Consider the following 26611-nt stretch of genomic DNA (forward strand, 5'->3'; position numbering starts at 1 on the left):
TAAATCAAGAGCAGGGCAAGGAGTGAAAGCATGAGTCAGGATTGGGATGCCGGTCGGCTGGATAGCGACCTCGATGGCGTAGCGTTCGATACCCTGGCCGTACGCGCCGGTCAGCACCGCACGCCGGAAGGCGAACACGGTGATCCGATGTTCTTCACTTCCAGCTACGTCTTCCGTACCGCTGCCGACGCAGCGGCACGCTTTGCCGGTGAAGTGCCAGGCAATGTTTACTCGCGCTACACCAACCCGACCGTGCGTGCGTTCGAAGAGCGCATTGCCGCGCTGGAAAGCGCCGAGCAAGCTGTGGCCACGGCCACCGGCATGGCTGCGATCATGGCGGTGGTGATGAGCCTGTGCAGCGCCGGTGATCATGTGCTGGTTTCGCGCAGTGTGTTCGGTTCGACCATCAGCCTGTTCGAAAAGTACCTCAAGCGCTTCGGCATCGAAGTCGATTACGTGCCTCTGGCGGACTTGTCCGGTTGGGACGCGGCAATCAAGGCCAACACCAAATTGCTCTTTGTCGAGTCGCCATCCAACCCGTTGGCCGAGCTGGTGGATATCGCCGCGCTGGCGGAAATCGCTCACGCCAAAGGCGCGATGCTGGTGGTCGACAACTGCTTCTGCACGCCAGCGTTGCAGCAGCCGCTGAAGATGGGCGCGGACATCGTCGTGCACTCGGCCACCAAGTTCATTGACGGCCAGGGCCGGTGCATGGGCGGTGTCGTCGCCGGTCGTAGCGAGCAGATGAAAGAAATCGTCGGTTTCCTGCGCACTGCCGGGCCGACCTTGAGCCCGTTCAATGCCTGGATTTTCCTCAAGGGCCTCGAAACCCTGAACCTGCGGATGAAGGCGCATTGCGCCAACGCCCAGGAATTGGCCGAGTGGCTGGAAAAGCAAGATGGCATCGAGAAAGTCCATTACGCCGGCCTGAAAAGCCATCCGCAGCACGAACTCGCTCAACGTCAACAGAAGGGTTTCGGTGCGGTGGTCAGCTTTGAGGTCAAGGGTGGCAAAGAGGGCGCCTGGCGCTTTATCGATGCGACCCGTCTGATTTCGATCACGGCCAACCTCGGTGATACCAAGACCACCATTACTCACCCAAGCACCACCTCCCACGGCCGTCTGGCGCCGCAAGAGCGTGAAGCTGCGGGTATTCGTGACAGCCTGATCCGCATCGCGGTCGGCCTGGAAGACGTGGCTGACCTGCAAGCCGACCTGGCGCGCGGGTTGGCGGCCTTGTGATCGAGTTGTCCACTCCGACCTCCGGGTCCAATGGTCGTGTCGCGCTGGTCACCGGAGCAGCGCGCGGCATTGGTCTGGGGATCTCGGCCTGGCTGATCAGCGAAGGCTGGCAGGTGGTGCTGAGCGACCTGGATCGGGTCCGCGGTTCGAAAGTGGCGAAGGTGCTGGGCGACAATGCCTGGTTTATCGCCATGGACGTCTCGAACGAAGGGCAGGTGGCGCTGGGTGTTGCCGAAGTGCTGGGGCAGTTCGGGCGCCTGGACGCGTTGGTGTGCAACGCTGCGGTGGCCGATCCGCACAACATCACCCTGGAAAGCCTAGATCTGGCTTACTGGAATCGAGTGTTGGCAGTGAACCTCAGCGGGCCGATGTTGTTGGCCAAGCACTGTGCGCCGTATCTGCGCGCGCACAGCGGCGCAATCGTCAACCTGGCCTCGACCCGCGCCGGGCAGTCGGAACCCGACACAGAGGCTTACGCGGCCAGCAAAGGCGGGCTGTTGGCACTGACTCACGCCTTGGCGATCAGTCTTGGGCCGGAAATCCGTGTGAATGCCGTCAGTCCGGGCTGGATCGATACACGGGATCCTTCTGTGCGGCGTGCCGAGCCACTGACCGATGCCGATCATGCCCAGCATCCGGCGGGCAGGGTAGGGACGGTTGAAGACGTTGCGGCGATGGTCGCCTGGTTACTGTCGAAGAATGCCGGGTTCGTCACGGGCCAGGAGTTTGTGGTCGACGGTGGCATGACCAAGAAGATGATTTACGAGCAGTGAGAAGCCGTTTCAAGCTTCAAGCTGCAAGTTATAGCTCGATAGTGTCATGCCGGCTTCGCGCGTGACGGCTTCCACTTGTAGCTTGAAGCTTGCCTCTGGCAGCTGTTTTGAAAAAACTTCAATCCTGCTATTGACTTAGGTTCGGTACCTGCGTAAATTTCGCGGCCTCGGAGATGCAAACGGGTGATTAGCTCAGCTGGGAGAGCGTCTGCCTTACAAGCAGAATGTCGGCGGTTCGATCCCGTCATCACCCACCACTTCCGAGATACTTGCGAAAGCAAGAGGTAGGCTGAAATACCTCCACCGACGCGCAGCGGTAGTTCAGTCGGTTAGAATACCGGCCTGTCACGCCGGGGGTCGCGGGTTCGAGTCCCGTCCGCTGCGCCATATTTTCCGAGTCAGATTTATCTGGTTCGAGATTGAAAAGCTTCTGAGTTTTCAATCAGACGAGTTACTTGGATGAAAGTCCAAAGCGATACGCAGCGGTAGTTCAGTCGGTTAGAATACCGGCCTGTCACGCCGGGGGTCGCGGGTTCGAGTCCCGTCCGCTGCGCCATATCTGCTTCAAGGCCCACTGAACGCCTTGGAGCTACGAAGAAGCTGCTGGTTTTGCCAGCGCTCACTTCGAGTCGATAGCAAAGACCCTGGTCGAAAGACCGGGGTTTTTTGTGTCTGGAATTTGGCTTTTTCTCCTCTTGCAGTCTCCCTTGCCGGGCCTTCCTGGCTGCCTTCTTCTATGCTGCCTCTAAGGTTGTCGCGACGACGACGTCCGGCCGGGCTGACCTTGGCGTTGCATTCGCTTGCCTGATCAATTCTGTGCCCTGGAAACACAGTATTTTGATTCGCTGGTCAGTTTTTTTGTGTGGGGCTGTTTGCCGCAGGCGCATAAGCCTATAAACTTAACCTTTCGGTCAGCTTTGCACTGTCATTTCAGCCCTTCGTTTCGTCAAAAAGGGCTTCTGCACGACTCGAGATTTCCAGAACATAACCAGAAGGGCGGGTCTATAACCGCCCAGAGGATGATCCATGTCCAACCGTGATATATCCCGGCGCTCGTTCCTTCAGGGCGGGCTGGTGGCAGGTGTGAGCGTGACGCTCACGCCGCTCAGCAGTCAGGCGCTCGCCGCCTTGATGGAAAACAGCGTGACTGTGCCGTCCGAGCAATGGCTCGGCAACAACGGCAAGGCACGCTCGCGTAACGATGCCTTGTCGAAGGTCTGCGGGAGCAAAGTCTTCGCCCGCGACATCCGCGCCAAGGACATGCCGGGCTGGCCTCAGCAGCAAGGCCACGCCATGCTGCTGAAAACCATCAAGGCCGACCGCATCTATGCGGGCATGGACCTGTCGTGGCTCGGCACCGAATTGCAGCCTGACCGCATCGTCACCGCGGCCGACCTGGAGAAAGACGGCATCGTCTTCCCGGAGGAGCACGCGCCAGATCCGCTGTTGCCGGAAGGCAAGGTGCCGATGTTCATCGGTCACCCGGTGGCGATCCTGATCTGGAATGACTTCGAGCGTTTCCGCCAGGCCAAGGCCAAACTCAAATTCAATGACAAAGCGATTCGTTACGGTGCTCAAGTGCCGTACTACGAAGGCGATCCCTACGGCAGTTTCCGCTATGTGCGAGTGGGCGGGGCGACCTCGGCGGACGAAGACGAATTCGCCAGCCTCAAGGACTCGATCCTGTTCCCGATGCTGAAAAACCGTCGCCCGGTGTGGAATTCCCAACCGAACCTGCACGGCAACTTGACCGAGCGCGGGCTGTTCTACGCCGATCGCATGAAACAGCAGATCGACACGCCGCCGGACAACTGGCTGGTGTTCGACGAGCGCTACAAAACCCCATCGATCGAACCCGCCGCGATGGAGCCGGACAACGGCAACGGTTGGTACGACCCGGCGACCAAGACTCTGCATTTCGTGGTGGCGACCCAGTGCCCACTGGAAGCGGCGACCGAGACCGCGAAGATGATCGCACCGTCGCGCTTCGGCCTGGCGAGTCTGAACATGCACCCCGGTTACACCGTGGGTTACGGTTCCAAAGACCACAACATTTTCGTCTACTACGCCGCCCTCGCTGCTTTGTATGGCGCCGGTGTGCCAGTGCGTCTGGCCAACGACCGCTATGAGCAATTCCAGAGCGGCATCAAGCGTCACCCGTTCGACATCCGTTACCAATTGGCCGTGGACAAGACCGATCACAGCTTCAAGATTTTCCGCGCCGAAATGAGCGTCGACGGCGGTGGCCGGGTTAACTACAGCCCATCCGTGGCGGCCGTTGGCGCCACGGCAGCACAGTCGATCTACTACATGCCGCAGAACGATTTGCAGGTCACGGCCTACCATTCCCGCGCCGTTGAAGCCGGCTCGATGCGTGGTTACGGCACCCTGCAAAGCATGGCATCGACCGAGATGATGGTCGACGAAATTGCCGGTCGCCTGGGCATCGACGCCATCGACCTGCGCAAGAAAAACGCCATGGTCTCGGGCATGAAAAACACCCAGGGCGCTGTGCCTGCGGGTGCGTTGCGCTTGCACGAGATTCTCGACAAGGCCGCCGTTCACGACGTCTGGAAAAACCGCAACACGATCAAAAAGCAGCGCGAAGCGCAGGACCCGGATAACTGGTACGGCGTCGGTTTTGCCATCTGCCAGAAAGACTTCGGCACGGGCTCCGAAGCGCCGATGGCGAGTATCGAGTTCACCGCGCAAGGGCACATCACCCTGCGCCACATCGGTATCGAAATCGGCACCGGCATGTCGACCTCGCAAGCCTTGGTCGTGGCCGACTTCCTCGGCATCGCGGCGACGGAAGTGAAGACCGGCGAGACCGAATGGAAAGAGTTGCAGCTGATCAGCGGCGGCAACCCTTACATCATGAGTCAGGCCGAACAGGACAGCCTGCTGCGCAACCCGCGCTGGGTTGGCAAGATCGCTTCGGCGTCGTCGGCGACCAACTCCGCCTACTACTTCAGCCACGCCACCCGTGAAGCGGCGCGCGTGCTGTTCAACCACGGTTTGTGGCCGGCGGCGCTGCAGATCTGGAGCCAAGGCCCTTACGGTGGTTCGGCCAACCCTTACGTGGTGCGTCGCGAAGATGCGCATTGGGTCGACGGCAAACTCACCGCCAACGGCATGCAGCCGCTGAGCTTTGAACAGCTGGCCAAGCACGCTCACGAGAAGGGCCTGGTCACCGGCGCGACCGTGCACGGTTTCAACCGCTGGAGCTGGGCCGAGGCCGAGTTCAGCATCGACGGCGTGCGTGAACGTCTGCCGCTCGACGGCTTGGCGGTCAAGTACGGCGACGGCGCGCCGAGCGTGAAAAAGGCGCAAATGAACAGCGCCGGTTTCCACCTGCTGGATCGTCAGAACGTGCACTACCCGGACACTCAGTTGAACAACGCGGCAGTGACTTACTACAGCCCGGTTGCGACGCTGGTGGAAGTGAAAGTCAACAAGGGTTCTGCCGAAGTGCAAGTGCTCAACCATCACTCGTGGGTCGAGTGCGGTCGGGTGCTGGTGGAAGAACTGGTCAAGGGCCAGATCGAAGGCGGGATCGCCATGGGCATCGGCCATGCGCTGATGGAAGAGATGCCGCTGTACGAAGGCGGGCCGGGGGAGGGTGACTGGAACTTCAACCGTTACCGCTTGCCGATGGCGCGTCACGTGGCGGTCTGGAAGCAGACGGCTGAAATCCTGCCGCCGCTGTCGCCGAGCGATCCATCGAAGGGCATCGCCGAAGTGGTGATGATCCCGGTGGTCGGTGCCATCGGTAACGCCGTGGCACACGCCATCGGCAAACGGGTCCGCGACCTGCCTATCACTTCTGCACGCATCAAGGAGGCCCTCAATGGCTAACCGTCCGCTTCAACTGACCCTCAACGGTCAATCCGTCGGCCCGGTGGACATCCCTGATGACCTGCCGATGATCGATTACCTGCACGAATACAAAAACCTCACCGGCTCCCGATTGGGCTGCGGTCAGGGCATCTGCCACGCCTGCGTGGTAATCGTCGACAACCCGGACGGCACCAGCGAGGAAGTGCGCACTTGCATCACCGGCGCACATTACTTCGAAGGCAAAAAAGTGCGGACCATCGAAGGCCACGCGAAACGCGACGAGGAAGGCAAAGTCACTGAGCTGAACCCGATCCAGCAGCGCTTCGTCGACGAATTTGCTTTCCAGTGCAGCTACTGCGCGCCAGGTTTCGTGAATGCCGCGACCGTGCTGGTGGAAAAACTGCAGCGTCAGCCGATCGTCAAAAGCCAGCTGGAAAAAGTCATCGAGGACAGCCTCGGTCACCACATCTGCCGCTGCACAGGCTACGTGCGTTACTACAGCGCAACGCGCAACGTGCTGACCGATCTCGGCCTGGTCAAGGAGGGCTAAGCATGAAGCAACTAATTTCCCGTCTGGCGTTGGCGGTCGGTCTGGCTGCGCCGGTGTTGCTGGCGCACGCGGACGATCAGGTCAAGCGCGGCGAATACCTCGCCCGCGCCGCTGACTGCATGGCCTGCCACACCGCGCCAGGTGGCGCGCCGTACGCGGGCGGTCTGCCGATTGTCTCGCCGTTCGGTACGATCTATGGCACCAACATCACCCCGAGCAAAGATCACGGCATCGGCCTCTACAACGATGACGAATTTTTCGCCGCGCTGACCGAAGGCAAGCGCCGTGATGGCGCCAACCTGTACCCGGCGATGCCGTACACCTCGTATCACCTGATCCCGCGCGACGACTCGGACGCAATTCACGCGTACCTGAAAACCGTCGAGCCGATCGAGCGTGCAGCACCGGTCACCAGCCTGAGCTTTCCGTTCAATGTGCGCCTGGGCCTGATGGGCTGGAACATGCTCTACGGCAAGGACGTGCAGCTTTCGTCCACCGAGGGCAAAAGCGATGCCTACAAGCGCGGCCAGTACATGGTCGACGTGCTCGGCCACTGCGGCGAATGCCACACCCCGCGCGGTTTGCCGGGTGCGATGCAACAGGACAAGCGCCTGACCGGCGGCCTGCTCAATGGCTATCTGGCACCGAGCCTGCTGGCCAATGACCTGGCGGCTCGCGGCTGGAACCATCAGGACCTGAGCTCGTTCCTCAAGCACGGCATGAGCGCCCAGGGCACGATGTTCAACGAAATGTTCCCGGTGTTCCACAACAGCACCCAGGGCCTCAATGACCCGGACCTGGCGGCAATGGCGACTTTCCTGCTCGGTGATCAACCGCCGCAAGCCAAGGTGCTGACAGATGCGCCCTTGGACAAGCTCACTGCGAGCGCCCAGCGCGGCCGTCAGGAATACCTGAACGTCTGCGCCGGTTGCCACGCGGTCGGTGGCGAGGGCAAGCCGCACATCGCCGTGGCCATGCGCGGCAACACCACGCTGCGCCTGGAAGATCCGCGCAACCTGGTGCGGGTGATCGACGACGGTATCGGTGAGCAGAAGTTTGCCGGGTTCGAACACATGCAGCCGATGCCGGGGTTTGCCGAGAAGCTCAGTCACGAGCAACTGACTGATCTGCTGAACTACCTGCGTCAGGGCTGGGGCGGTCAGCCAGCAGATCTGGCGGTGAGCGATGTGCAGAAGTTGCGGGCAGATGCGCCGCCGCTCGAGCACAAGGCGCACTGACATGCAGCATCTCGATCTGCAAGTCGTGCGCCGGGCGCTGCAATGGTCGTCGGCCGGCCAGCGCGTCTGGCTGTGCACGGTGCTCGCCACCTATGGCTCGGCGCCGCGTGCGCCGGGTTCGCTGCTGGCGGTGAACGCTGACGGGCAATGGATCGGTTCGCTGTCGGGCGGCTGTGTCGAGGAGGATTTTCTCGAACGGGTTGCCGAAGGGGCGTTTCTGGAGGCGGTCAGTGTCGTGCGTTATGGTGAGGGCGATGATCCGCGTTCTCGGGTGAGCTTGCCCTGTGGCGGTGTACTCGATGTGCTGGTGGAGAACCTTGCTCCGGATTGTGAGGTTCAGGCGCATCTGCGAGAGTTGGAGTCGGCGCTGTTGGGTCAGCGTCGGCTGATCCGCGAAGTCGATCTGGCCAGCGGTGCGCGCAGCCTGTTCGATGATCGCGAGCAGGGTGTGCGCATCGAGCGTGAGATCGACCGGGTGCGCGTGCGGATCGGTGCGGCCCAGCGGTTATTGCTGGCCGGGTATTCCTCGGTCGCTCAGGCCTGTGCAGAGTTCGCCGTCGGGTTGGGTTTCGAAGTGATTCTGTGTGATCCGCGCGACGAGGTGCTGGAAGGCGTGGTGCTGGAAAACGTCGAGATTCGTCGTCAGTTGCCTTCGGTGTTCATTGCTGACGGCGGTTGCCACAGCGACACGGCGGTGGTGGCGTTGACCCACGATCCGCGCATCGATGACCTGGCGATGATGGAAGCCGTGCGCACCGAGGCGTTTTACATCGGTGTGATGGGGTCCATGCAGACGTCGCAAAAGCGCTTTGAGCGGTTGCGCAGGATTGGTGGTCTGGGGGAGGCCGAGCTGGCGCGGATTCATGCGCCGATCGGTTTGAACCTGGGCAGCAAGACACCGGCTGAAATCGCCCTCGCGGTACTCGCCGACATCCTGCGAATCCGCAGTGGCATTGCACGGGACAAGCTGTAAACACCATCCCCATGTAGGAGTGAGCCTGCTCGCGATAGCGGTTTCCCAGTCAATACTTCATAGACTGACCCACCGCCATCGCGAGCAGGCTCACTCCTACAAAGAAGGGGCCGCATTCAGCGGCCCCTTTTTTTTGTATCAGTATCCGAATTTGTCCCGCAGCCCGTAGTACCAGGCGCCCAACGCCGCAAACGGTGTGCGCAGCAATTGTCCGCCGGGGAACGGGTAGTGCGGCAGATCGGCAAACGCATCAAAACGCTCCGCCTGACCTCGCAAGGCCTCGGCCAACACTTTGCCCGCCAGGTGCGTATACGTCACGCCATGGCCGCTGCAGCCTTGGGAATAGTAGATGTTGTCGCCGATCCGTCCGACCTGCGGAAGGCGCGACAGGGTCAGCAGGAAATTGCCGGTCCAGGCGTAGTCGATTTTCACGTCCTTGAGCTGCGGGAACGCCTTGAGCATCTTCGGCCGAATGATCGCCTCGATGTTCGCCGGATCCCGCGCGCCATACACCACGCCACCACCGAAGATCAGGCGTTTGTCGCTCGTCAGGCGGTAATAGTCGAGCAGGTAATTGCAGTCCTCGACGCAGTAATCCTGCGGCAGCAGGTTGTTTGCCAATTCCTCGCCCAGCGGTTCGGTGGTGATGACCTGTGTCCCGCAAGGCATCGACTTGGCTGCCAGTTCCGGCACCAGGTTGCCGAGGTAGGCATTGCCCGCCACGATGATGAACTTGGCCCTGACCTTGCCCTCCGGCGTATGCACCACCGGATTCGCGCCGCGCTCGATACGCACCGCTGGCGACTGCTCATAAATAGTGCCGCCCAGTGACTCGACTGCCGCGGCTTCACCCAGCGCTAGGTTGAGCGGGTGAATGTGGCCACCGCTCATGTCGAGCATACCGCCGACATATTGATCGCAATTCACCACTTCGCGGATACGACGCTGATCCATCAGCTCAAGCTGCGTATGACCGAAACGTTCCCACAGGCGCTTCTGCGATTCCAGATGGCCCATCTGCTTGGCCGTGATGGCTGCGAACACACCACCGTCCTTCAAGTCGCACTGGATATTATATTTGGCAACGCGCTCTCGAATGATCCGCCCACCCTCGAACGCCATCTGCCCGAGCAACTGCGCTTGCTTGGGACCAACGCTGCGCTCGATCACGTCGATATCGCGGCTATAGCTATTGACGATCTGACCGCCGTTACGACCCGAAGCGCCAAAACCAACCTTGGCCGCTTCCAGAACCGTTACCTTGAAACCGTTCTCCAGCAGAAACAGGGCAGAGGACAGACCGGTGTAGCCGGCGCCGATCACGCAGACATCAGTCTCTACTTCACCCTGCAAGGCCGGGCGCGGCGGAACCGCATTGGCCGATGCGGCGTAATAGGACTCTGGGTAGGGAGTGTTCGCCATCCTGCTGCCTCTGTTTAATATATTTTACGAGTGCCTTGATCCTACCCGAGTTAAAAATCGACCGCCAGTCACCGGAAAATCTTCTTCATCGCCGCAAAATTAAATATTTTGCATATTCATAGGGTTAGCTCGAAAAAAGGTGTTGACACCCCTCCGGAATTCCGTAGAATGCCGCCTCACAGCAGGCACGTAGCTCAGTTGGTTAGAGCACCACCTTGACATGGTGGGGGTCGTTGGTTCGAGTCCAATCGCGCCTACCAAACAAAATCCGCTCTGCTGGGCGGTCTAGAAGGGCTCACCGAAAGGTGGGCCCTTTTTTGTTGTCTGTGTCCCGTCCTGAATAAGGTTTACACGTGATTCTGGAATAGACAGTTATGAGAGACGAAAAGCAAAGCCCGGCCATTGAGTCGGGCTTTTTGCTATGTGGGTGATTGCTCAGGCCGATGAACAATCAACTATTCCGAAGCAGTGGGCGGGCCTAAGGTGAATGACCGACCGGTCATGTTCGGTGACGAGATCAGCAAGCCGGAGACCCGCTCTGGCCATCCTCACCAGTTCAAATGTCCAGACGTCCGATTTGGTTTGTAGTTGAAGATATTTGTGTGATTATCGCGGCTCTTATGAATCCATACGGATGTGCTAATAAGATGTCTAGATTTGAAGCGCTGCGTGACGCCTATGCACTCCCTACTGACGTGAAGCCCGGCAGGACTGAGATTTTGCGGGCAGCCGTACAGGGGATCTACGAAAACTTCGTTTTGTTTATGGAAACCCCGGTCTGGTCCTTCAAGGATCTCGACGGGCTTGATATGCCCTATATATCGGTCGGACGGATCGAAGGTGGAGAGTTCCGGCTTGGAAAAGTTGAGGACTTCGCTGTCAGTTCAGAAGGGGTGAATTTCTCGATCAACATTGTTATCGACGAAGCCGTAGATCAGTTCCCTAAGGCTCACATCCACTTCAGTCTCACGGTAGATGAGCAGGACGGAGCGCTGACCGTGACCAGTCACTCGGCTGCCAGTGGCCCTGTAGTCTTCGTCGGCGCTGATTTCACGCCCGTATCTCAACACCTTCATGAGATTTTTTGTTCTGAGCTTGCAGCCTTCAAAAGCATGCATTCTCCGGTGGCGCTGACGACTTGATGACCTGAGTTCTCACCTGCTCAAAATGCCTCGCCACCGTGCGGGGCTTTTCGTTTTCGGGCTATGCCCATTTACCACGCAGGCTGCTTTATGCCGGGACGCGTGTGCTATAAACCTCGCTCATCTCAAGCCGTGAACGGACGCGCTGCTGTGCTTCGATATTCTCTTCTTTTGTTGTTGTTACCGATGGGCTCGGTGTCTGCGTACGATATCGTGCGAGTAGGCGAACTTCTTGCGCAAGAGCTCAATGAGTGCGCTGCGTATTATTTGGTCTCGGCTTCGCTTGTTCGGGCGCAACAACCGGAGTTGGCAGAGAAAAACAAACAAATTGCGATGGAGGCATTGGCCTATTCTCTGGCACTCACCGATAAGGAAGAGACGCGAGCCAGGAGCCGGGCGGCTGTCATATCGATGCATCAAGATTTAAAAAATGGCGCGGCCAGCCTTGCGACGCTGACAGCCAGGTATGCAGATCAATGCGCTAAAACCGTGGATAACCCGGAAGAACGAGCGGATTACTGGCTAAAGAAGCAAGATTGATTGGGTGTGAAACCTGCACTCACGCTCAGAGGGCCGGCCCAGCGCTCAGGGTTGTACGTCCCAACCGCTTTAACAGACATGGCTTGGGCATTTGGCCGATCGCAGCGCATTCATCCCGGATTTCCGCCAACCCTTGAGCAAGGCTTCCCACGACAAAGCCGGCCAGCGCCGCGACAACAACAAATACCAGCACACGGTCTTTTGGCAGGGGTTGGTGTTTCATCCGTGACTCTGCGCACTGGACTCCATAAAGTAATAAATACACGCCAACCATCATGCCAACGCCTACGAGCGAGTAAAGGCCGAACGAAAACACGCTTAACGCTTTTAAAACACCCACCGCACGTCTCCTTCGTTTGAAGTGCGCATAAATTGAACCATTCGGCCCTGTGGTTTGCCACTCAACTCGTGCTGATTGCCTATCGCGGCGCGGGTTGATTGCAATTCGGGCGTAAGATAGCAGTGCTACCTCATCAAAAGGAGCCGCATATGATCGCCGACGAAATGAAAAGACAGGCGTATGAAGGCAAGGCTGTTTGGGATCAGTTCTTCTGCGCTGCATTGATTGCGGAGAGCAACCTGACGGCCCCGGTCGTGGGTGGGGCTACTCACGAAGACAGGCAGAACCTGTTGATCGAAAGAGCCAAGGCGCTCGCTGACAAGATGATGGAAAACAGAAGGTAACCAGAGCCCAGCCATTGCGCTGGGCTTTTCACATCTGGTTATGTCAACGACTGGTGTTCGAATCAGACGATCAGGTCCACTTTTCCGGTTGCCAGGCGATAAACGCCGCCCACTACTTTCAACGTGCCTTTGCTGAGGGCGTCAGTCAGCAGGGGGGAAGCATTTTTTAGTCGCTTGACCGAATCTTTGACATTTTGCGCTACCGCATTGGCGGGAAGACTGCCTGGCTCCTTAAGTACCGCCTCGATAGAGCCCTTGAGTGCTTCAGTCAGTTTCGGGATGTGGCCAGGAAAAACGGTGTGATCTTTTACCGCCTTGATACCTGCGTTAATCGCACCGCAGTCTTCATGTCCGAGCACGAGGATCAGTGGTGAGCCGAGCACCGCGACAGCGTATTCAAGGCTGGCCAAACCCTCATCAGTGACGAAGTTGCCGGCAACGCGTATGGCGAAAAGGTCTCCCCGGGCAGTGTCAAACGCGTACTCGGGGGCGATACGAGAGTCAGAACAACTGAGTACCGATACGAACGGGTTCTGGCCCGTGACCAGAGCTTCTCGTTCGGCCTTGAAGTCATGAGTCTCGGAGGTGCCGGAAACATACCGTTCGTTTCCCTCCATTAGCCTTTTAAGGGCCATGTCAGGGTTGATTGAGTTTTGCGGTTTTGGGGGCGGCGCCGTTTTCTCGGCGGCGAGGAGGAGTTGGTTCGGCAGGGTGCCAGCCAATAGCAGGGCGCCGGCTCCGAGGCCGGCAATCTTCAGGAACTTACGGCGACCACCCGCGTTTTGAAGTGGTTCTGAATCACATGATTCACACATGGCTTGTGTACTCAGGTGAAAGGGGGGCTTGCTGTCAAAAGCGAGTGCTTTCAGAAGCCTTCAGCTCTTGTGGAGTGGAGTCTAGCCGGTATGTGACGTAATGTTTCTGGTGCTGTTTTCAGCCGATTTTGATGGCTGGTCTCAGCTAGGGTCTTACTCATGGTCCATGAAAAAAGTGTGGATATTTAATGGCTTACGATTTTTTTTAACCGGCCGGTGGTCGAAAATATATTGTTACAAGTGAATTGCTGGGATATTATCGCCCCGCGTTCACCACCACGGTTTATGCATTTTTAAGTCCCAAGCTTCCATCAGCTGCTTGGGATTTTTTTTTGCCTGAAATTTGTCCCGCCCCTTCGAATACCCGCCCAAATCGGGCAAATCCCGGTCTTTTGGGCTACTACTGTCTGGCCAAACTCAAACTCGGTCTGATGGGGGTACATCGATGCTGGTTCATTGGTCTCTTGCGGCAATTCACCTGCTGGCTGTTGCGCTGGCTTTCTGGGCCGTTTTGACCCGAGGCACGGCATTCAGTCGCCTGGCGGCCGGGACCGGGGAGGCTCGTCGCGTGCTGATGGCCGATAACTTGTGGGGGATTTCTGCAGTCATCCTTTTGATTACCGGTGGGATGCGGGCCTTTGGCGGGTACGAAAAAGGCACCGATTACTACCTTCATCAGCCGCTGTTCCACCTCAAGATGACGCTTTTCGTGCTGATCCTGCTGCTTGAAGTTGCCCCGATGGTGGCGCTGATCAAATGGCGAATTGCACTGGGGCGTGGCGCGACGATCGATACCGGTCGGGCAAAACTGTTTGCTCGTTTCAGTCATATCGAAGGCTTGCTGGTGTTGCTGATGGTCATCGCGGCGACGGGGATGGCGCGCGGGGTAACCTTTGGTTAACCGAGAGCGATCACGTACTTCCTAGGGTTTATTCGGAAACGTCTGACAGCCATGACATGGGACATGCCGGTAGTATCGGCTTCATGTTTTGGCGGGAGAGGGTGAGCGAGCCGGCGGGCGTTGCGGCGCTCGAATCTTTAGCCAGCCGGTGTTCGGGGTGAACGGGCTGGCTACTGACTGCAACAGGATTCAGGGAGTTTGTGGCTTGTCTGGCGCGGTGAGGCCAGCCTGAATGCGCTGATAGATTTCTTCGCGATGCACTGCGACGTCTTTCGGGGCGTTGATGCCGATCCTGACTTGCTGGCCGCTCACGCCCAGAATGGTGATCGTAATGTCGTCACCAATATTTATGCTTTCACCGACTTTGCGGGTGAGTATCAGCATGGTCTTCTCCTTGATTGCTTTGTAGGGCACCTGAATCGAACAGTGCAGAGGTCGGTGGTATGTATAGATTAGTGCGAAGTCTCACGGTTTGGGTGCCTCTTTCTGACGCGCAGATGCTGCATTAATTCCCAAGGCGTAACTATACAGAGGCCGCAACCATCAATCTCGTTGTTTTGTGCCCATTTTGCGGCACTCGGGAAGTATTCATGAATGTTAAAATCGCCGCTTTCGGCATTCAGAGGGAACCGTTGTGCGCAAAATGGTCTTGGTAATCGCTGTATTGGCGCTGGCTGGATGCGGTGAAGGGAAGGGTGTTGACGCTCAAAAAACGAAACCGGCAGTCGTTTCCGCCCCCGCCGCGACAAGCGGGTCGCAATGGGACCTCGAAGTGCGAGGCGAAACACCCCAAGCGGTGAGTGATCTGAGTGGCTGGCTGATTGAACACAGCTTTGTATCCAACGTCATCATGGAAAACGGCAAGGCGCGCATTCTGATGGGGCCGTTCAGTTCGAAAGCCGAGACCGAGGCCAAGCAGGCAGAAGTGGCTGCGGCGCTGGCCCGGGCCAAGAAACAGAATGTCGAATTGCTGGTGCTTGAGCGTCCTGCGGCCCAGTAACGCAGTGGCTGTAAACGCAAAAAAAGGCCTCGGGTTTTACACCGAGGCCTTTTTACTTTCCGGCGGGCAGTCAGCCGCAGGCTTTCATGTTCACCGGTCCGACAAACTCGTTACCGCGACCCATGACGCACGCCACACTCTGGTTGCGCTGACGTTCCCAGGCTTCAACCGGATAGGTTTTGTTCCAGGCTTCGTACAGTTGGCGGTCCTGTTTCGACAGGCTCAAGCCGTATTGCTTGCTCATGTAGAAATAAGTCCGGGCGATCATGCCGCGAATGGAAGGGCGGGGCATGACCTTCTTGGCCTTGAAATCGACCTGGGTCAGGCATGAGCCGTATTGACCGGTCTGCGCTGGCAGCCAGCCAAAACTGAAGTTGTTGCGGTCACCGTTCACCTCGCCAATGCTCGGCACCAGGTTGTGCAAATCGGCTTCGGCCTTCTGGAATACCGGATCGTAACGGGTGCAGTTCTTGCGCCCACCGGCCTGCCAGCACTGGCGTTGATGGCCGATCTGCCACGCCGGGACAATGTGCTCCCACTCGATGCGGGACGCGCGCTTGGCGTTTTTGCGCGGCACATAACCACAGGCGGCCAGGTTCACCTTGTTGCCCGTGTATTTGCAGCCGCAATAGAACTCGGTGGATTGCGGTGAATACAGTTTCCAGGCGACTTTTTTGGCTTCGCTGAAGGTGCGTGGGGCGCCAGCCTGGGCTCCGAAAATGACGAACAAAAACAGCAAAGAAAACCAGCGGACACTCATTGACTCAATCTTCCTTCGGCACAACCCAAAAAATCTGTACGCCGCCATCGTCGCGATAGGCGAGGGTGACGTTGTCGTTCTCGTCGATTTCTTCCAGCAACTGCTCCCACTCATCCACCGGTTCGTCCGGCAGGCGGAAGATCAATGCTGCTTTGGCTTTTTGAGCAGTGGGGGAGTTGATGATTTTCTGAACGCGCAGACCCATGCGTGCATAGGTGTCAGGAGAAGCGGAGGTGGTGGCCACAGGATTATCCTTATTGAGCTGTACGTGCATACAGTATTTAACTGTAAGCATTTTCGCAACTGCTTAAAATTCAAGAAAATCCTCTGACAGCCGTTTTCCCCCTTTGGCGTAGGAAGAAGAGAAAACTTTTATCGGAGTTTTGCCAGGGGCGTTAACCACTCGTCAACGCTGACGAGTGGTCAAGAACGTGCCCGACCAGAACCGGCCGGGCGAGGGCGGATCAGTATTCCCAGAACATCCGTTGCAGCTCTTTGCTGTCGTTGGTTTTGGTCAGTGCAACCATGGCCAGGATGCGGGCTTTTTGCGGGTTCAGGTCGTGCGCGACCACCCAGTCGTATTTGTCGTCAGGCTGTTCGGCATTACGCAGTACGAAACCGCCTGCGTTGACGTGAGACGAACGAATGATTTGCACGCCGTCCTTGCGCAGGGCTTGCAAGGTTGGAACGACGCGCGAGGACACCGAACCATTGCCCGTGCCGGCGTGGATGATCGCCTTGGCGCCGGACTGAGCCAGTGCCTTGTACGCCGTGTCGCTCACGTTGCCGTAGGAGTAGGCGATTTCTACGTCAGGCAGGCTCTTGATCGTTTTGATGTCGAATTCCGAGTCCATGGTGTGGCGCTTGGCCGGCAGACGGAACCAGTAGGATTTACCTTCGACCACCATGCCGAGCGGCCCCCAGGCACTTTTAAACGCCTCGGTCTTGATGTTGATCATCTTGCTGACGTCGCGACCCGACTGGATCTCATCGTTCATGGTCACGAGGACGCCCTTGCCACGCGCTTCTTTGCTGCTGGCGACGGCGACGGCGTTGTACAGGTTAAGCATGCCGTCGGCCGACATCGCAGTGCCTGGACGCATTGAGCCGACGACGATGATCGGCTTGTCAGTCTTTTCCACCAGGTTCAGGAAGTAGGCGGTTTCTTCCAGGGTGTCGGTGCCATGGGTGATCACGATGCCATCGACGTCTTTGCTGTCCGCCAGTTCGGCCACGCGGCGACCCAGTTGAAGCAGGTTGTCGTTGGTGATGCTTTCCGAGGCGATCTGCATGACCTGTTCGCCACGAACGTTAGCCAATTGGCTGAGTTCCGGAACGCCGGCAATCAACTGTTCGATGCCGACTTTTGCCGCTTGATACGTCGCGCTGTTGGCGGCGCTCGCACCGGCGCCGGCGATGGTGCCGCCGGTGGCCAGGATGACCACGTTCGCCAGTTTCTGTTGGGTTTCGACTTCTTTTGCCTGAAGGGCGGTAGGGAGTAGCAGCAGGAGGGCCAAAGCGCCCGGAATAAAAGTGTTGAAGGCAGATTTCATTATTTTCTCTCTAGTAGTCAGACGGTGCTGATGCAAGTTCATCTAGATACGCCCCCGGCAGATCTGAACGCCGGGGGTGTAGGTGAAGAGCAGGATCTGTACCAGTCGGACGTTGAATGAGAAAAACTTTTAACTATTTGATTTATAAAAGTAATTGTCCAAGCTCTGATCGGCGTTAAACATAAAGGCGTCCGGGTTTCCGAATAGGTTGAGCGTTAGCGTTCGGCTCTCCGAAAATGCCTACGACCCGTGTCGAGAAGCTCGCCTTGCCAAATCAAGAATCAATGCTAAAGAAACCCCCGCACAGGTCGATGCCCCGTTAAGGTTATTTTTCTTACAGGAGTTCCCATGTCGTTTTCTGTTGGTTTTCCAAATGCGGGCGCGATCACCATCGGCGGCAAGTCCCCGTCGACGATCAATGCCTTGAGCGAAGCGACGGCCGACACCGCTCCTCAGGTTCTGGGTAAGGAAGAGGGCAGCGACAACCAGGTTCGAACCGGTGGCGGCGCTCAGGACGAAACCAAGTCCAAGGGCGGGAGCACCCAAAGTATTGCGGTGCAGGTACTGCTCAAACGCATGCAGGAACTACAACAGCAACTGCGCGAACAACAGCAACAATTGGCGGTCGCTCAGGCGGCTCCGTATCCGACTCCAGAAGCTAAAGCCACGGCGGTGATGTCGATCCAGGGGCAAATCGCCGACACCAACGGCGCGCTGTCACAAGTGGCGGGCAATCTGGTGAAAGAACTGGCGAAAGACTCCAGCACCGGTGGCCTGATCAGCACCGTTGCATAACGTGGCGGGTCGGTTTTTGCCAACGAAGACACAAAACAGGTCGTTGACAAATAGCATCCGGGTTCGCATAGTTCGGTCTACGCAAACGTTTGCGCGGCCCTGTCGGTGGCTCATGCCGTCGACGATCGGAGTCCAGGCATTACTCCCGCGCAAGCATTGCTCACAATAATCATAAGATCGGAGTGAACCCATGAAGCTGCCATTCGCTGGACGTCTTCTTGCTGTCGCTATGCTGGCTGTCGCATCCGCCGCGCTGCCCGTCTCATCGGCCTTCGCCGAATCTGCTGAAAAACCCAAAGTCGCACTGGTCATGAAATCCTTGGCCAATGAATTCTTCCTGACCATGGAAGACGGCGCCAAGGCTTATCAAAAAGACCACTCCGGCGAATTCGACCTGATCTCCAACGGCATCAAGGACGAAACGGACACGGCTGGCCAGACACGCATCGTCGAGCAAATGATCCTCGCCAAGGTTAATGCCCTGGTCATCGCCCCGGCGGATTCCAAGGCCATGGTTCCGGTGATCAAGAAAGCCATCGATGCCGGTATCACCGTGATCAACATCGACAACCAACTGGACCCGACCGTCCTCAAAAGCAAGAACATGACGGTGCCATTCGTAGGCCCGGATAACCGTAAAGGCGCGCGTCTGGTTGGCGAGTACCTGGCCAAGCAGCTGAAGGCCGGTGACGAAGTCGGCATCATCGAAGGCGTGTCCACCACCACCAATGCCCAGGCCCGCACTGCGGGTTTCAAAGATGCAATGGAAGCGGCGCAGATCAAGGTCGTTTCGTTGCAGTCCGGTGACTGGGAGATCGACAAGGGCAACAAGGTTGCTGCCTCGATCCTCAGCGAATACCCGGACGTCAAAGCCCTGCTGGCCGGCAACGACAGCATGGCCGTCGGTGCCGTTTCCGCCGTGCGTGCAGCGGGCAAGGCCGGCAAGGTGCAAGTGGTCGGCTACGACAACATCAACGCTATCAAGCCGATGCTCAAGGATGGTCGCGTCCTGGCGACCGCCGACCAGTTTGCAGCCCGACAAGCCGTGTTCGGTATCGAGACTGCGCTGAAAATCATCAAGGGCGAGAAAGTCGACAGCGGCACCAACGGCGTGATCGAAACCCCGGTAGAACTGGTCACCAAGTAAGCCTTCTGGCGACACACTGGTGCTCGCCCGTCCGGGCGAGCACAGGGAGAGTTTTATGTCCGTTTGCGCTCCGAACGCTGTCCTCACGGTCAGCGGTATCGGTAAGACCTACGCCCAGCCGGTGCTGACCGGCATCGACCTGACGCTGATCCGCGGTGAGGTGTTGGCGCTGACCGGTGAGAATGGCGCCGGCAAGAGCACGCTGTCGAAGATCATCGGCGGGTTGGTCACGCCGACCACCGGCCAGATGCAATTCCAGGGTCAGGATTACCGTCCCGGCAGCCGGACCCAGGCTGAAGACCTGGGCATCCGCATGGTCATGCAAGAACTCAATCTGTTGCCGACCCTGTCGGTGGCGGAAAACCTGTTTCTCGACAACTTGCCCAGCAACGGCGGCTGGATCAGTCGCAAGCAGTTGCGCAAAGCGGCGATCGAGGCCATGGCCCAGGTCGGTCTCGACGCGATCGACCCGGACACCCTGGTCGGCGACCTCGGCATCGGCCACCAGCAAATGGTCGAGATCGCCCGCAACCTGATCGGCGACTGCCATGTGCTGATCCTCGACGAACCGACGGCCATGCTGACGGCTCGTGAAGTCGAGATGCTGTTCGAGCAGATCACCCGCCTGCAATCCCGGGGCGTGTCGATCATCTATATCTCTCACCGTCTCGAAGAGCTGGCGCGGGTTGCCCAGCGCATTGCGGTACTGCGCGACGGCAATCTGGTCTGCGTCGAGCCGATGGCCAATTACAACAGCGAGCAACTGGTCACGTTGATGGTCGGTCGTGAGCTCGGTGAACACATGGACATGGGGCCGCGCAAGATCGGCGCTCCCGCGTTGACGGTCAAGGGCCTGACCCGTTCGGACAAGGTTCGCGATGTGTCCTTCGAAGTGCGTGCCGGCGAAATCTACGGGATCTCCGGATTGATCGGGGCAGGGCGCACCGAGTTGCTGCGCCTGATCTTCGGTGCCGACATTGCGGACAGCGGCACGGTCGCGCTCGGGTCTCCGGCTCAGGTGGTGAGTATCCGCTCGCCGGCCGATGCGGTGGGTCACGGCATCGCCCTGATCACGGAAGACCGCAAGGGCGAGGGTTTGCTGCTAACCCAATCGATCAGCGCCAACATTGCCTTGGGCAACATGCCGGTGATTTCCAGTGGCGGATTCGTCAACAACGGCGACGAGATGTCCCTGGCCCAGCGTCAGATCGACGCCATGCGCATCCGCAGTTCGAGCCCGACACAATTGGTCTCTGAACTGTCCGGCGGCAACCAGCAAAAGGTCGTGATCGGCCGCTGGCTCGAGCGTGATTGCTCGGTGATGTTGTTTGACGAGCCCACCCGCGGCATCGATGTCGGTGCCAAATTCGACATTTATGCATTACTCGGTGAGCTGACCCGACAGGGCAAGGCGCTGGTGGTGGTGTCCAGCGACCTGCGCGAGCTGATGTTGATCTGCGACCGGATCGGCGTGCTGTCGGCGGGGCGCCTGATCGACACGTTCGAACGCGACAGCTGGACCCAGGATGACTTGCTTGCCGCCGCTTTTGCCGGCTACCAAAAACGTGATGCGTTGCTCAACGAAGCAGCGCCTAGGGACCTTCCATGAAAACTGCATCTTCTGCCGGCAAACGTAGTGGCAACTTCTACGGCCTGGGCACCTACCTGGGCCTGGCCGGTGCCTTGCTGGCGATGATTGCGCTGTTCTCGGTATTGAGCAGCCACTTTCTTTCTTATGACACGTTCAGCACCCTGGCCAACCAGATTCCTGATCTGATGGTGCTGGCGGTCGGCATGACGTTCGTGTTGATTATCGGCGGCATCGACCTCTCGGTCGGTTCGGTGTTGGCACTGGCGGCATCAACGGTCAGCGTGGCCATTCTCGGCTGGGGCTGGAGTGTTCTACCCGCCGCGTTGCTCGGTATGGCGGCGGCCGCATTGGCCGGGACCATCACCGGTTCGATCACCGTGGCCTGGCGGATTCCGTCGTTCATCGTGTCTCTGGGCGTGCTGGAAATGGCCCGGGGCGTGGCGTATCAGATGACCGGATCGCGCACCGCTTATATCGGTGATGCCTTCGCCTGGTTATCCAACCCGATTGCCTTCGGCATCTCGCCTTCGTTCATCATTGCCTTGCTGATTATCATCATTGCCCAGGCCGTGCTGACCCGTACGGTATTCGGTCGCTACCTGATCGGCATCGGCACTAATGAAGAAGCGGTGCGTCTGGCGGGGATCAATCCAAAACCCTACAAGATTCTGGTGTTCAGCCTGATGGGGCTGCTGGCCGGCATTGCCGCGCTGTTTCAGATCTCCAGGCTCGAGGCCGCGGATCCGAATGCCGGCTCCGGGCTGGAGTTGCAGGTCATCGCCGCTGTCGTCATCGGCGGCACCAGTTTGATGGGTGGCCGTGGCTCGGTGATCAGCACCTTTTTCGGCGTCCTGATCATTTCCGTATTGGCAGCGGGCCTCGCGCAGATCGGCGCGACCGAGCCCACCAAACGCATCATCACCGGCGCGGTGATCGTGGTGGCGGTGGTGCTGGACACTTATCGCAGTCAGCGCGCAAGCCGGCGGACCTGAATCATGGCAACGATCAAGGATGTAGCCGCACTCGCGGGCATTTCCTACACCACGGTGTCCCATGTGGTGAACAAGACCCGGCCGGTCAGTCAGGAGGTGCGGATCAAGGTCGAGGAAGCGATCAAGACACTGGACTACGTGCCGAGCGCCGTAGCCCGTTCATTGAAAGCCAAAACCACCGCGACCATCGGGTTGCTGGTGCCCAACAGCCTCAACCCGTACTTCGCCGAGCTGGCCCGAGGCATCGAGGATTACTGCGAGCGTAAGGGTTATTGCGTCATTCTCTGCAACTCCGACGACAACCCGGACAAGCAGCGCAGCTACCTGCGCGTATTGCTCGAAAAGCGCATCGACGGTTTGATCGTGGCGTCGGCCGGCGGTGATGCGGGGCTGGCGGAAGGCCTCGCCGGTGTGCGCACGCCGATGGTCATCGTCGACCGCGGGCTGGAAGGCGTGAATGCCGATCTAGTGCGCATCGATCACGAATACGGCGCGTACCTGGCCACTCGACATCTGCTGGAACTGGGGCATCGGGACATCGCCATGATCGGCGGTCCGGCGGGTACCAGCGTGGCACAAATGCGTCTGGCCGGTTATTGCCGTGCCTTGCAAGAGGCGGGCGTCGATGTGAATCGCGCGCGCATGCTGGAAAGCGATTTCACCAGCACCGGCGGTTACAACGCGGCGGCGATTTTGCTGGAGCGCAATCCGCCCAGCGCGATCTTTGCCGGCAACGACATGATCGGCATCGGCGTGCTGCGAGCGGCCGCCGAACGCAACGTTCGCGTACCGAGCGAGCTGTCGGTGATCGGCTTCGACGATATCCAGATGAGCCGATATGTCTACCCGGCGCTGACCACGGTGGGGCAGTCGATCCTGCAACTCGGTGAGATGGCGGCTGAAGTGCTTTTGCGCAGGATCGCCACACCGGACATCGCCACCGATCAGCGCATCGTGACGCCCAGTATTGTGCTGCGAGAGTCGACTGCGCCGCTCGCCGGCGTGTTCGCCCAGTTTCGTTGAAACGCCGCGCAGCTAAACCAGAAGCACTGCAGACACAGAATTAATGAGTAGCAATGTATGCCAGCAAAAGTAGTGGTGATAGGCAGTCTGAACATGGACCTGGTAACCCGGGCGCCAAGGCTGCCGCGTGGCGGTGAAACGCTGATCGGTCAGTCGTTTGCCATGGTGTCCGGTGGCAAGGGCGCCAATCAGGCCGTCGCAGCAGCCCGTTTGGGTGCCGAGGTGTCGATGGTCGGTTGCGTGGGCAACGATGCCTATGGCGCAGAACTGCGCGCAGCGCTGTTGGTCGAGGGTATCGATTGTCAGGCCGTCAGTACGGTTGAAGATTCCAGCGGCGTGGCGTTGATCGTGGTCGATGACAACAGTCAGAACGCCATTGTCATTGTCGCGGGTGCCAACGGCTCGCTGACGCCGCAAGTCATCGACCGTTTTGACGCCGTATTGCAGGCGGCGGATGTGATTATTTGTCAGCTGGAAGTACCGGATGCAACGGTGGGCCATGCCCTCAAGCGGGGTCGTGAGCTGGGCAAGATCGTCATTCTCAACCCTGCGCCCGCCAGTCGCCCATTGCCGGCGGACTGGTTTGCCGCCATCGATTACCTGATCCCCAACGAAAGCGAAGCTTCCGCCCTGACGGGATTGACGGTGGATTCCCTGGAGTCTGCAGAAACCGCCGCAACCCGATTGATCGCAATGGGCGTGGGTAAAGTGATTATCACCTTGGGCGCCCAAGGTTCGCTGTTCGCCGACGGCTCGCGTCTGGAGCATTTCCCGGCACCGAAGGTCAAGGCCGTCGATACCACCGCTGCAGGGGACACCTTTGTCGGTGGTTTCGCCGCCGCATTAGCGTCCGGCAGCAGTGAAGCGGACGCGATTCGTTTCGGTCAGGTTGCCGCGGCCTTGTCGGTCACCCGGGCTGGCGCACAACCCTCGATTCCCACCTTGTCCGACGTACAGGCGTTTAAAGCACCATGAAAAAAACACCGCTGCTCAATATCGCGTTGTCGCGGCTGATTGCCTCGCTGGGTCATGGCGACATGGTCGTGATCGGCGATGCCGGACTGCCGGTCCCGCCAGGTGTCGAACTGATCGATCTGGCGCTGACCCAGGGCGTTCCGGACTTCATCAGTACCTTGAAGGTTGTACTGAGCGAAATGCAGGTCGAAAGCCATGTGCTGGCCCGCGAGATCCTCGACAAGCAGCCGCCGGCATTGAGTGTTCTGGACGAGTTGAGCGTTGAAGGCGCGCTGGGTTCGCGCGAGTTGCTCAGCCACGACCAGTTCAAGATCCTCAGCCGTCAGGCGCGGGCGATTGTTCGTACAGGCGAATGTGCGCCGTACTGCAACATCGTGCTGGTGTCGGGGGTGACGTTCTAGCGCCCTGTACTGATCGTTTTTCCCCACGCACAAGGAGTGCGAAATGCCCCACTATGCTATGAAGTTGCATCATCTGCTTCGGAGTCTGCTGCTTTTGTCCCTGATTACTGCAACGAGCGCCCACGCGGCGGAAAAGATCGATTTGATCATCGACACTGATCCGGGTACCGACGACGTGGTCGCTTTGCTGTTTGCCCTGGCATCGCCCGAAGAGCTGAACGTTCGTGCGCTGACTACCGTGGCCGGCAACGTGCGTCTGGACAAGACGTCGCGAAACGCGCGACTGGCCCGTGAGTGGGCAGGGCGCGAAGACGTGCCGGTTTATGCCGGTGCGCCGAAGCCGCTGATGCGCATGCCGATCTATGCCGAGAACATTCATGGCAAAGAAGGGCTGTCAGGCGTCACCGTCCACGAACCCAAGAAAGGGCTGGCTGAAGGCAGTGCGGTCAATTACTTGATCGAGACCTTGAAAACGGCCAAACCCCACAGCATCACCATCGCCATGCTCGGTCCGCAGACCAATCTGGCCCTGGCGTTGATCCAGGAGCCTGAAATCGTTCAGGGCATCAAGGAAGTGGTGATCATGGGCGGTGCGCACTTTAACGGTGGCAACATTACGCCGGTCGCCGAGTTCAACCTGTTCGCCGATCCGCAGGCGGCCGAAATCGTGTTGAAAAGTGGTGTGAAACTGACTTATCTACCACTGGACGTGACCCACAAGATCCTCACCAGCGAATCGCGCCTGAAGCAGATCGCGGCGATCAACAACAACGCCAGCAAGCTGGTGGGCGATATTCTTAATGCTTACATCAAAGATGACATGGAGCACTACGGAATTCCGGGTGGCCCGGTGCATGACGCCACCGTCATCGCCTACCTGCTCAAGCCTGAGCTGTTTAGCGGTCGCTCGGTCAACGTGGTCGTCGACAGTCGTGAAGGCCCGACCTTTGGTCAAACCATCGTCGACTGGTATGACGGCCTGAAAGCGCCGAAGAATGCTTTCTGGGTTGAGAGTGGTGATGCCCAGGGCTTCTTCGACTTGCTGACGCAGCGTCTGGCTCGTTTGAAGTGATTTTCAAGCCCGCAGGTGCCAGCCTGCGGGTTTTACACCCGTCCAGCCTCTACGGCGGCTTTTTGGTCCGCCAGGTGTTTTTCGAAGATCTGCTCGATGAACGACTGGGCGGCCTCGGTTCCAAGGTCCCGGACCAATAGATCGATACCGATAATGGCGAGCTCTTCCGTACTGCTTGGGCTGTAAGAGCTGTGCCCGTCCTGCCATTTGGCTTTGATGTCGGCGTCGATGCTTACGGTGGTCATGATGGTGCTCGTGAAGTCGGGGAAGTCTGAGTATCGAGTTAACCATTTTGCGCGGCGTTTGGCACTCCGACTTAGGCATGGGAGGAGGGCTATGCGACACTTGGTCTTTGATGAATTTTCAAGGACCGCGCTGTGCAGATCGATTTGAACACCCCTGACGGTTTGACCCTTGAGGCAGTGCGCCAACTGTTGGCCTCCGCCAGTGACGATGAACACACGCAACTGCGGGTCACTCAAGGCGGCATCGCTTACATCTCCTCGGGAGTCGTAGGCGGCACTGACATCGGCGGGCTGCGTTTTCGGCTGGAGACGTGGGCCAAGGGTTCGGGCTATGTAGGATTGGTCGCTGCCAGCGACGAAGTCTGGGTCATGCAGATTTTCAACGCGTTGAAAGACAACTGGCCGAACCCGCCGTACGACTACATCGACGTCTATTGAGCGCTGTTCATATTCAGTCACGATTGAGTGCTGAAGGGCTGGGCGATGCTCAGGCAAACTCTGCGCTTGTGCGGATCGAGGGCAGGGTGAGGGCATTCACCTTGAAACCTAACGCCGAAATGGCGGTCGCACGATCTCTGCTTAATTATTGAAAAGGAGGCTTCATGCCTTGGAAGCTCGCGTCATTGGGTACTGTGTTGGCCGTCACTCTGCTGGCAGGTTGCAGCAGTACGTCATCCGAGTCGGCAACTGACCCTGTAACGACGACTGACACGGGTCATAGCCGCTGCGAATCAAAGGCTGCGCAATTCACCGTCGGCAAAACGGCTTCGCCCGAATTGCTGGAGCAGGCGCGCACTCGCGCAGGCGCACACAACGCCCGGTTCCTGTCGCCGAACGATATGGTGACCCTGGAGTACCGCTCTGATCGCCTGAACCTGAACACCGATGCCAATAGGGTGGTCACGCGCGTCAACTGCGGCTGATCGCACCAGGCTTT

Annotated in this window: 29 protein-coding genes and 4 tRNA genes; 25 read left to right on the forward strand and 8 right to left on the reverse strand. The window is 58.6% G+C overall.

Annotated elements, in window-relative coordinates:
- Nucleotides 1–30 precede the first annotated feature (30 nt).
- From BK660_RS18125 to BK660_RS18165, 9 genes are all read left to right on the forward strand, one after another.
- Entirely contained in the window at nucleotides 31–1242 is a 1212-nt protein-coding gene (locus BK660_RS18125; RefSeq protein ID WP_123434401.1) for an O-succinylhomoserine sulfhydrylase, read from the forward strand.
- Nucleotides 1239–2015: an SDR family oxidoreductase gene (locus BK660_RS18130; protein WP_027921578.1), complete on the forward strand. Its 777-nt coding sequence runs from the start codon at nucleotides 1239–1241 to the stop codon at nucleotides 2013–2015. Before BK660_RS18125 ends, BK660_RS18130 begins: the two co-directional genes overlap by 4 nt.
- Before the next feature lie 181 nt (nucleotides 2016–2196).
- Nucleotides 2197–2272: transfer RNA gene (locus tag BK660_RS18135), tRNA-Val, on the forward strand.
- A 53-nt stretch (nucleotides 2273–2325) separates the two neighbouring features.
- A tRNA-Asp gene (locus BK660_RS18140) sits at nucleotides 2326–2402 on the forward strand.
- 92 nt (nucleotides 2403–2494) lie between these two features.
- Nucleotides 2495–2571, forward strand: a tRNA-Asp gene (locus BK660_RS18145).
- 470 nt (nucleotides 2572–3041) lie between these two features.
- Nucleotides 3042–5873: a xanthine dehydrogenase family protein molybdopterin-binding subunit gene (locus tag BK660_RS18150; protein WP_123434402.1), complete on the forward strand. Its 2832-nt coding sequence runs from the start codon at nucleotides 3042–3044 to the stop codon at nucleotides 5871–5873.
- Nucleotides 5866–6405: a (2Fe-2S)-binding protein gene (locus BK660_RS18155; RefSeq protein ID WP_046026867.1), complete on the forward strand. Its 540-nt coding sequence runs from the start codon at nucleotides 5866–5868 to the stop codon at nucleotides 6403–6405. The genes BK660_RS18150 and BK660_RS18155 overlap by 8 nt, the downstream gene beginning before the upstream one ends.
- A gap of 2 nt (nucleotides 6406–6407) precedes the next feature.
- Nucleotides 6408–7643, forward strand: coding sequence for a c-type cytochrome (locus BK660_RS18160; RefSeq protein WP_123434403.1), 1236 nt, complete (start codon nucleotides 6408–6410; stop codon nucleotides 7641–7643).
- Nucleotide 7644: 1 nt separating this feature from the next.
- Nucleotides 7645–8616: an XdhC family protein gene (locus BK660_RS18165; RefSeq protein WP_123434404.1), complete on the forward strand. Its 972-nt coding sequence runs from the start codon at nucleotides 7645–7647 to the stop codon at nucleotides 8614–8616.
- A 138-nt stretch (nucleotides 8617–8754) separates the two neighbouring features.
- On the opposite strand, the gene BK660_RS18170 is transcribed toward BK660_RS18165, so the two are convergent.
- Entirely contained in the window at nucleotides 8755–10038 is a 1284-nt protein-coding gene (locus BK660_RS18170) for an NAD(P)/FAD-dependent oxidoreductase (protein ID WP_123434405.1), read from the reverse strand.
- A 183-nt stretch (nucleotides 10039–10221) separates the two neighbouring features.
- On the opposite strand from BK660_RS18170, the gene BK660_RS18175 reads away from it, so the two are divergent.
- The 3 genes from BK660_RS18175 (at nucleotide 10222) to BK660_RS18185 (ending at nucleotide 11720) form a co-directional block, all read left to right on the forward strand.
- A tRNA-Val gene (locus BK660_RS18175) sits at nucleotides 10222–10298 on the forward strand.
- 387 nt (nucleotides 10299–10685) lie between these two features.
- Nucleotides 10686–11180, forward strand: a complete 495-nt coding sequence (locus tag BK660_RS18180; protein WP_148057443.1) for a hypothetical protein — start codon at nucleotides 10686–10688, stop codon at nucleotides 11178–11180.
- A 90-nt stretch (nucleotides 11181–11270) separates the two neighbouring features.
- Nucleotides 11271–11720 carry a hypothetical protein gene (locus tag BK660_RS18185; RefSeq protein WP_148057444.1) on the forward strand — a complete coding sequence of 150 codons (450 nt, stop codon included), beginning with the start codon at nucleotides 11271–11273 and terminating at the stop codon, nucleotides 11718–11720.
- Nucleotides 11721–11745: 25 nt separating this feature from the next.
- Here BK660_RS18185 and BK660_RS18190 read toward each other — a convergent pair whose 3' ends face one another.
- Nucleotides 11746–12060 (reverse strand): hypothetical protein, encoded by a 315-nt coding sequence (locus BK660_RS18190; protein WP_123434408.1) that lies wholly within the window; start codon nucleotides 12058–12060, stop codon nucleotides 11746–11748.
- Nucleotides 12061–12209: 149 nt separating this feature from the next.
- Between BK660_RS18190 and BK660_RS18195 the strand changes: the two genes are divergently transcribed.
- Nucleotides 12210–12404 (forward strand): hypothetical protein, encoded by a 195-nt coding sequence (locus BK660_RS18195; protein ID WP_123434409.1) that lies wholly within the window; start codon nucleotides 12210–12212, stop codon nucleotides 12402–12404.
- 62 nt (nucleotides 12405–12466) lie between these two features.
- On the opposite strand, the gene BK660_RS18200 is transcribed toward BK660_RS18195, so the two are convergent.
- The gene (locus BK660_RS18200; protein WP_123434410.1) at nucleotides 12467–13219 is read right to left on the reverse strand and encodes a carbonic anhydrase; all 753 of its coding nucleotides are present in this window, start codon (nucleotides 13217–13219) and stop codon (nucleotides 12467–12469) included.
- 445 nt (nucleotides 13220–13664) lie between these two features.
- Between BK660_RS18200 and BK660_RS18205 the strand changes: the two genes are divergently transcribed.
- On the forward strand, nucleotides 13665–14120 hold the full coding sequence (locus tag BK660_RS18205; protein WP_123434411.1) for a DUF2214 family protein: 456 nt from the start codon (nucleotides 13665–13667) through the stop codon (nucleotides 14118–14120).
- 189 nt (nucleotides 14121–14309) lie between these two features.
- On the opposite strand, the gene csrA is transcribed toward BK660_RS18205, so the two are convergent.
- The gene (csrA, locus tag BK660_RS18210; RefSeq protein ID WP_007938114.1) at nucleotides 14310–14504 is read right to left on the reverse strand and encodes a carbon storage regulator CsrA; all 195 of its coding nucleotides are present in this window, start codon (nucleotides 14502–14504) and stop codon (nucleotides 14310–14312) included.
- A 250-nt stretch (nucleotides 14505–14754) separates the two neighbouring features.
- Here csrA and BK660_RS18215 point away from each other — a divergent pair, with 250 nt between their 5' ends.
- Entirely contained in the window at nucleotides 14755–15120 is a 366-nt protein-coding gene (locus tag BK660_RS18215; protein WP_123434412.1) for an SPOR domain-containing protein, read from the forward strand.
- A gap of 70 nt (nucleotides 15121–15190) precedes the next feature.
- Here BK660_RS18215 and BK660_RS18220 read toward each other — a convergent pair whose 3' ends face one another.
- From BK660_RS18220 to BK660_RS18230, 3 genes are all read right to left on the reverse strand, one after another.
- A complete protein-coding gene (locus tag BK660_RS18220) occupies nucleotides 15191–15880 on the reverse strand; it encodes an endonuclease (RefSeq protein ID WP_123434413.1) in 690 nt (229 codons plus the stop codon).
- A 4-nt stretch (nucleotides 15881–15884) separates the two neighbouring features.
- Nucleotides 15885–16175, reverse strand: coding sequence for a DUF1654 domain-containing protein (locus tag BK660_RS18225; RefSeq protein WP_123434414.1), 291 nt, complete (start codon nucleotides 16173–16175; stop codon nucleotides 15885–15887).
- 169 nt (nucleotides 16176–16344) lie between these two features.
- Nucleotides 16345–17433 carry an asparaginase gene (locus BK660_RS18230; RefSeq protein WP_123434415.1) on the reverse strand — a complete coding sequence of 363 codons (1089 nt, stop codon included), beginning with the start codon at nucleotides 17431–17433 and terminating at the stop codon, nucleotides 16345–16347.
- Between the two features lie 348 nt (nucleotides 17434–17781).
- Between BK660_RS18230 and BK660_RS18235 the strand changes: the two genes are divergently transcribed.
- The 8 genes from BK660_RS18235 to BK660_RS18270 all read left to right on the forward strand — a co-directional run bounded on the left by BK660_RS18235 (nucleotide 17782) and on the right by BK660_RS18270 (nucleotide 25429).
- Nucleotides 17782–18228: a hypothetical protein gene (locus tag BK660_RS18235; RefSeq protein WP_123434416.1), complete on the forward strand. Its 447-nt coding sequence runs from the start codon at nucleotides 17782–17784 to the stop codon at nucleotides 18226–18228.
- 190 nt (nucleotides 18229–18418) lie between these two features.
- Nucleotides 18419–19375 (forward strand): sugar ABC transporter substrate-binding protein, encoded by a 957-nt coding sequence (locus BK660_RS18240; protein WP_123434417.1) that lies wholly within the window; start codon nucleotides 18419–18421, stop codon nucleotides 19373–19375.
- A 55-nt stretch (nucleotides 19376–19430) separates the two neighbouring features.
- On the forward strand, nucleotides 19431–20984 hold the full coding sequence (locus BK660_RS18245) for a sugar ABC transporter ATP-binding protein (RefSeq protein WP_123434418.1): 1554 nt from the start codon (nucleotides 19431–19433) through the stop codon (nucleotides 20982–20984).
- Nucleotides 20981–21958: an ABC transporter permease gene (locus tag BK660_RS18250; RefSeq protein WP_123434419.1), complete on the forward strand. Its 978-nt coding sequence runs from the start codon at nucleotides 20981–20983 to the stop codon at nucleotides 21956–21958. Before BK660_RS18245 ends, BK660_RS18250 begins: the two co-directional genes overlap by 4 nt.
- Before the next feature lie 3 nt (nucleotides 21959–21961).
- Entirely contained in the window at nucleotides 21962–22981 is a 1020-nt protein-coding gene (locus tag BK660_RS18255) for a LacI family DNA-binding transcriptional regulator (protein WP_123434420.1), read from the forward strand.
- 57 nt (nucleotides 22982–23038) lie between these two features.
- Complete coding sequence (rbsK, locus tag BK660_RS18260) at nucleotides 23039–23956, forward strand: ribokinase (protein WP_123434421.1); 918 nt, start codon at nucleotides 23039–23041, stop codon at nucleotides 23954–23956.
- Nucleotides 23953–24357 carry a D-ribose pyranase gene (gene rbsD / locus BK660_RS18265; RefSeq protein WP_123434422.1) on the forward strand — a complete coding sequence of 135 codons (405 nt, stop codon included), beginning with the start codon at nucleotides 23953–23955 and terminating at the stop codon, nucleotides 24355–24357. Before rbsK ends, rbsD begins: the two co-directional genes overlap by 4 nt.
- A gap of 43 nt (nucleotides 24358–24400) precedes the next feature.
- Nucleotides 24401–25429, forward strand: coding sequence for a nucleoside hydrolase (locus BK660_RS18270; protein WP_123434423.1), 1029 nt, complete (start codon nucleotides 24401–24403; stop codon nucleotides 25427–25429).
- A 32-nt stretch (nucleotides 25430–25461) separates the two neighbouring features.
- On the opposite strand, the gene BK660_RS18275 is transcribed toward BK660_RS18270, so the two are convergent.
- Nucleotides 25462–25674: a hypothetical protein gene (locus tag BK660_RS18275; protein WP_123434424.1), complete on the reverse strand. Its 213-nt coding sequence runs from the start codon at nucleotides 25672–25674 to the stop codon at nucleotides 25462–25464.
- A 132-nt stretch (nucleotides 25675–25806) separates the two neighbouring features.
- On the opposite strand from BK660_RS18275, the gene BK660_RS18280 reads away from it, so the two are divergent.
- Both BK660_RS18280 and BK660_RS18285 read left to right on the forward strand, forming a co-directional pair.
- Nucleotides 25807–26112: a hypothetical protein gene (locus BK660_RS18280; protein WP_123434425.1), complete on the forward strand. Its 306-nt coding sequence runs from the start codon at nucleotides 25807–25809 to the stop codon at nucleotides 26110–26112.
- Between the two features lie 164 nt (nucleotides 26113–26276).
- Entirely contained in the window at nucleotides 26277–26597 is a 321-nt protein-coding gene (locus BK660_RS18285) for an I78 family peptidase inhibitor (protein ID WP_123434426.1), read from the forward strand.
- The last annotated feature ends 14 nt before the right edge of the window (nucleotides 26598–26611 follow it).

It is taken from the genome of Pseudomonas brassicacearum (genome assembly GCF_003732265.1).
Classification (GTDB): domain Bacteria; phylum Pseudomonadota; class Gammaproteobacteria; order Pseudomonadales; family Pseudomonadaceae; genus Aquipseudomonas; species Aquipseudomonas brassicacearum_D.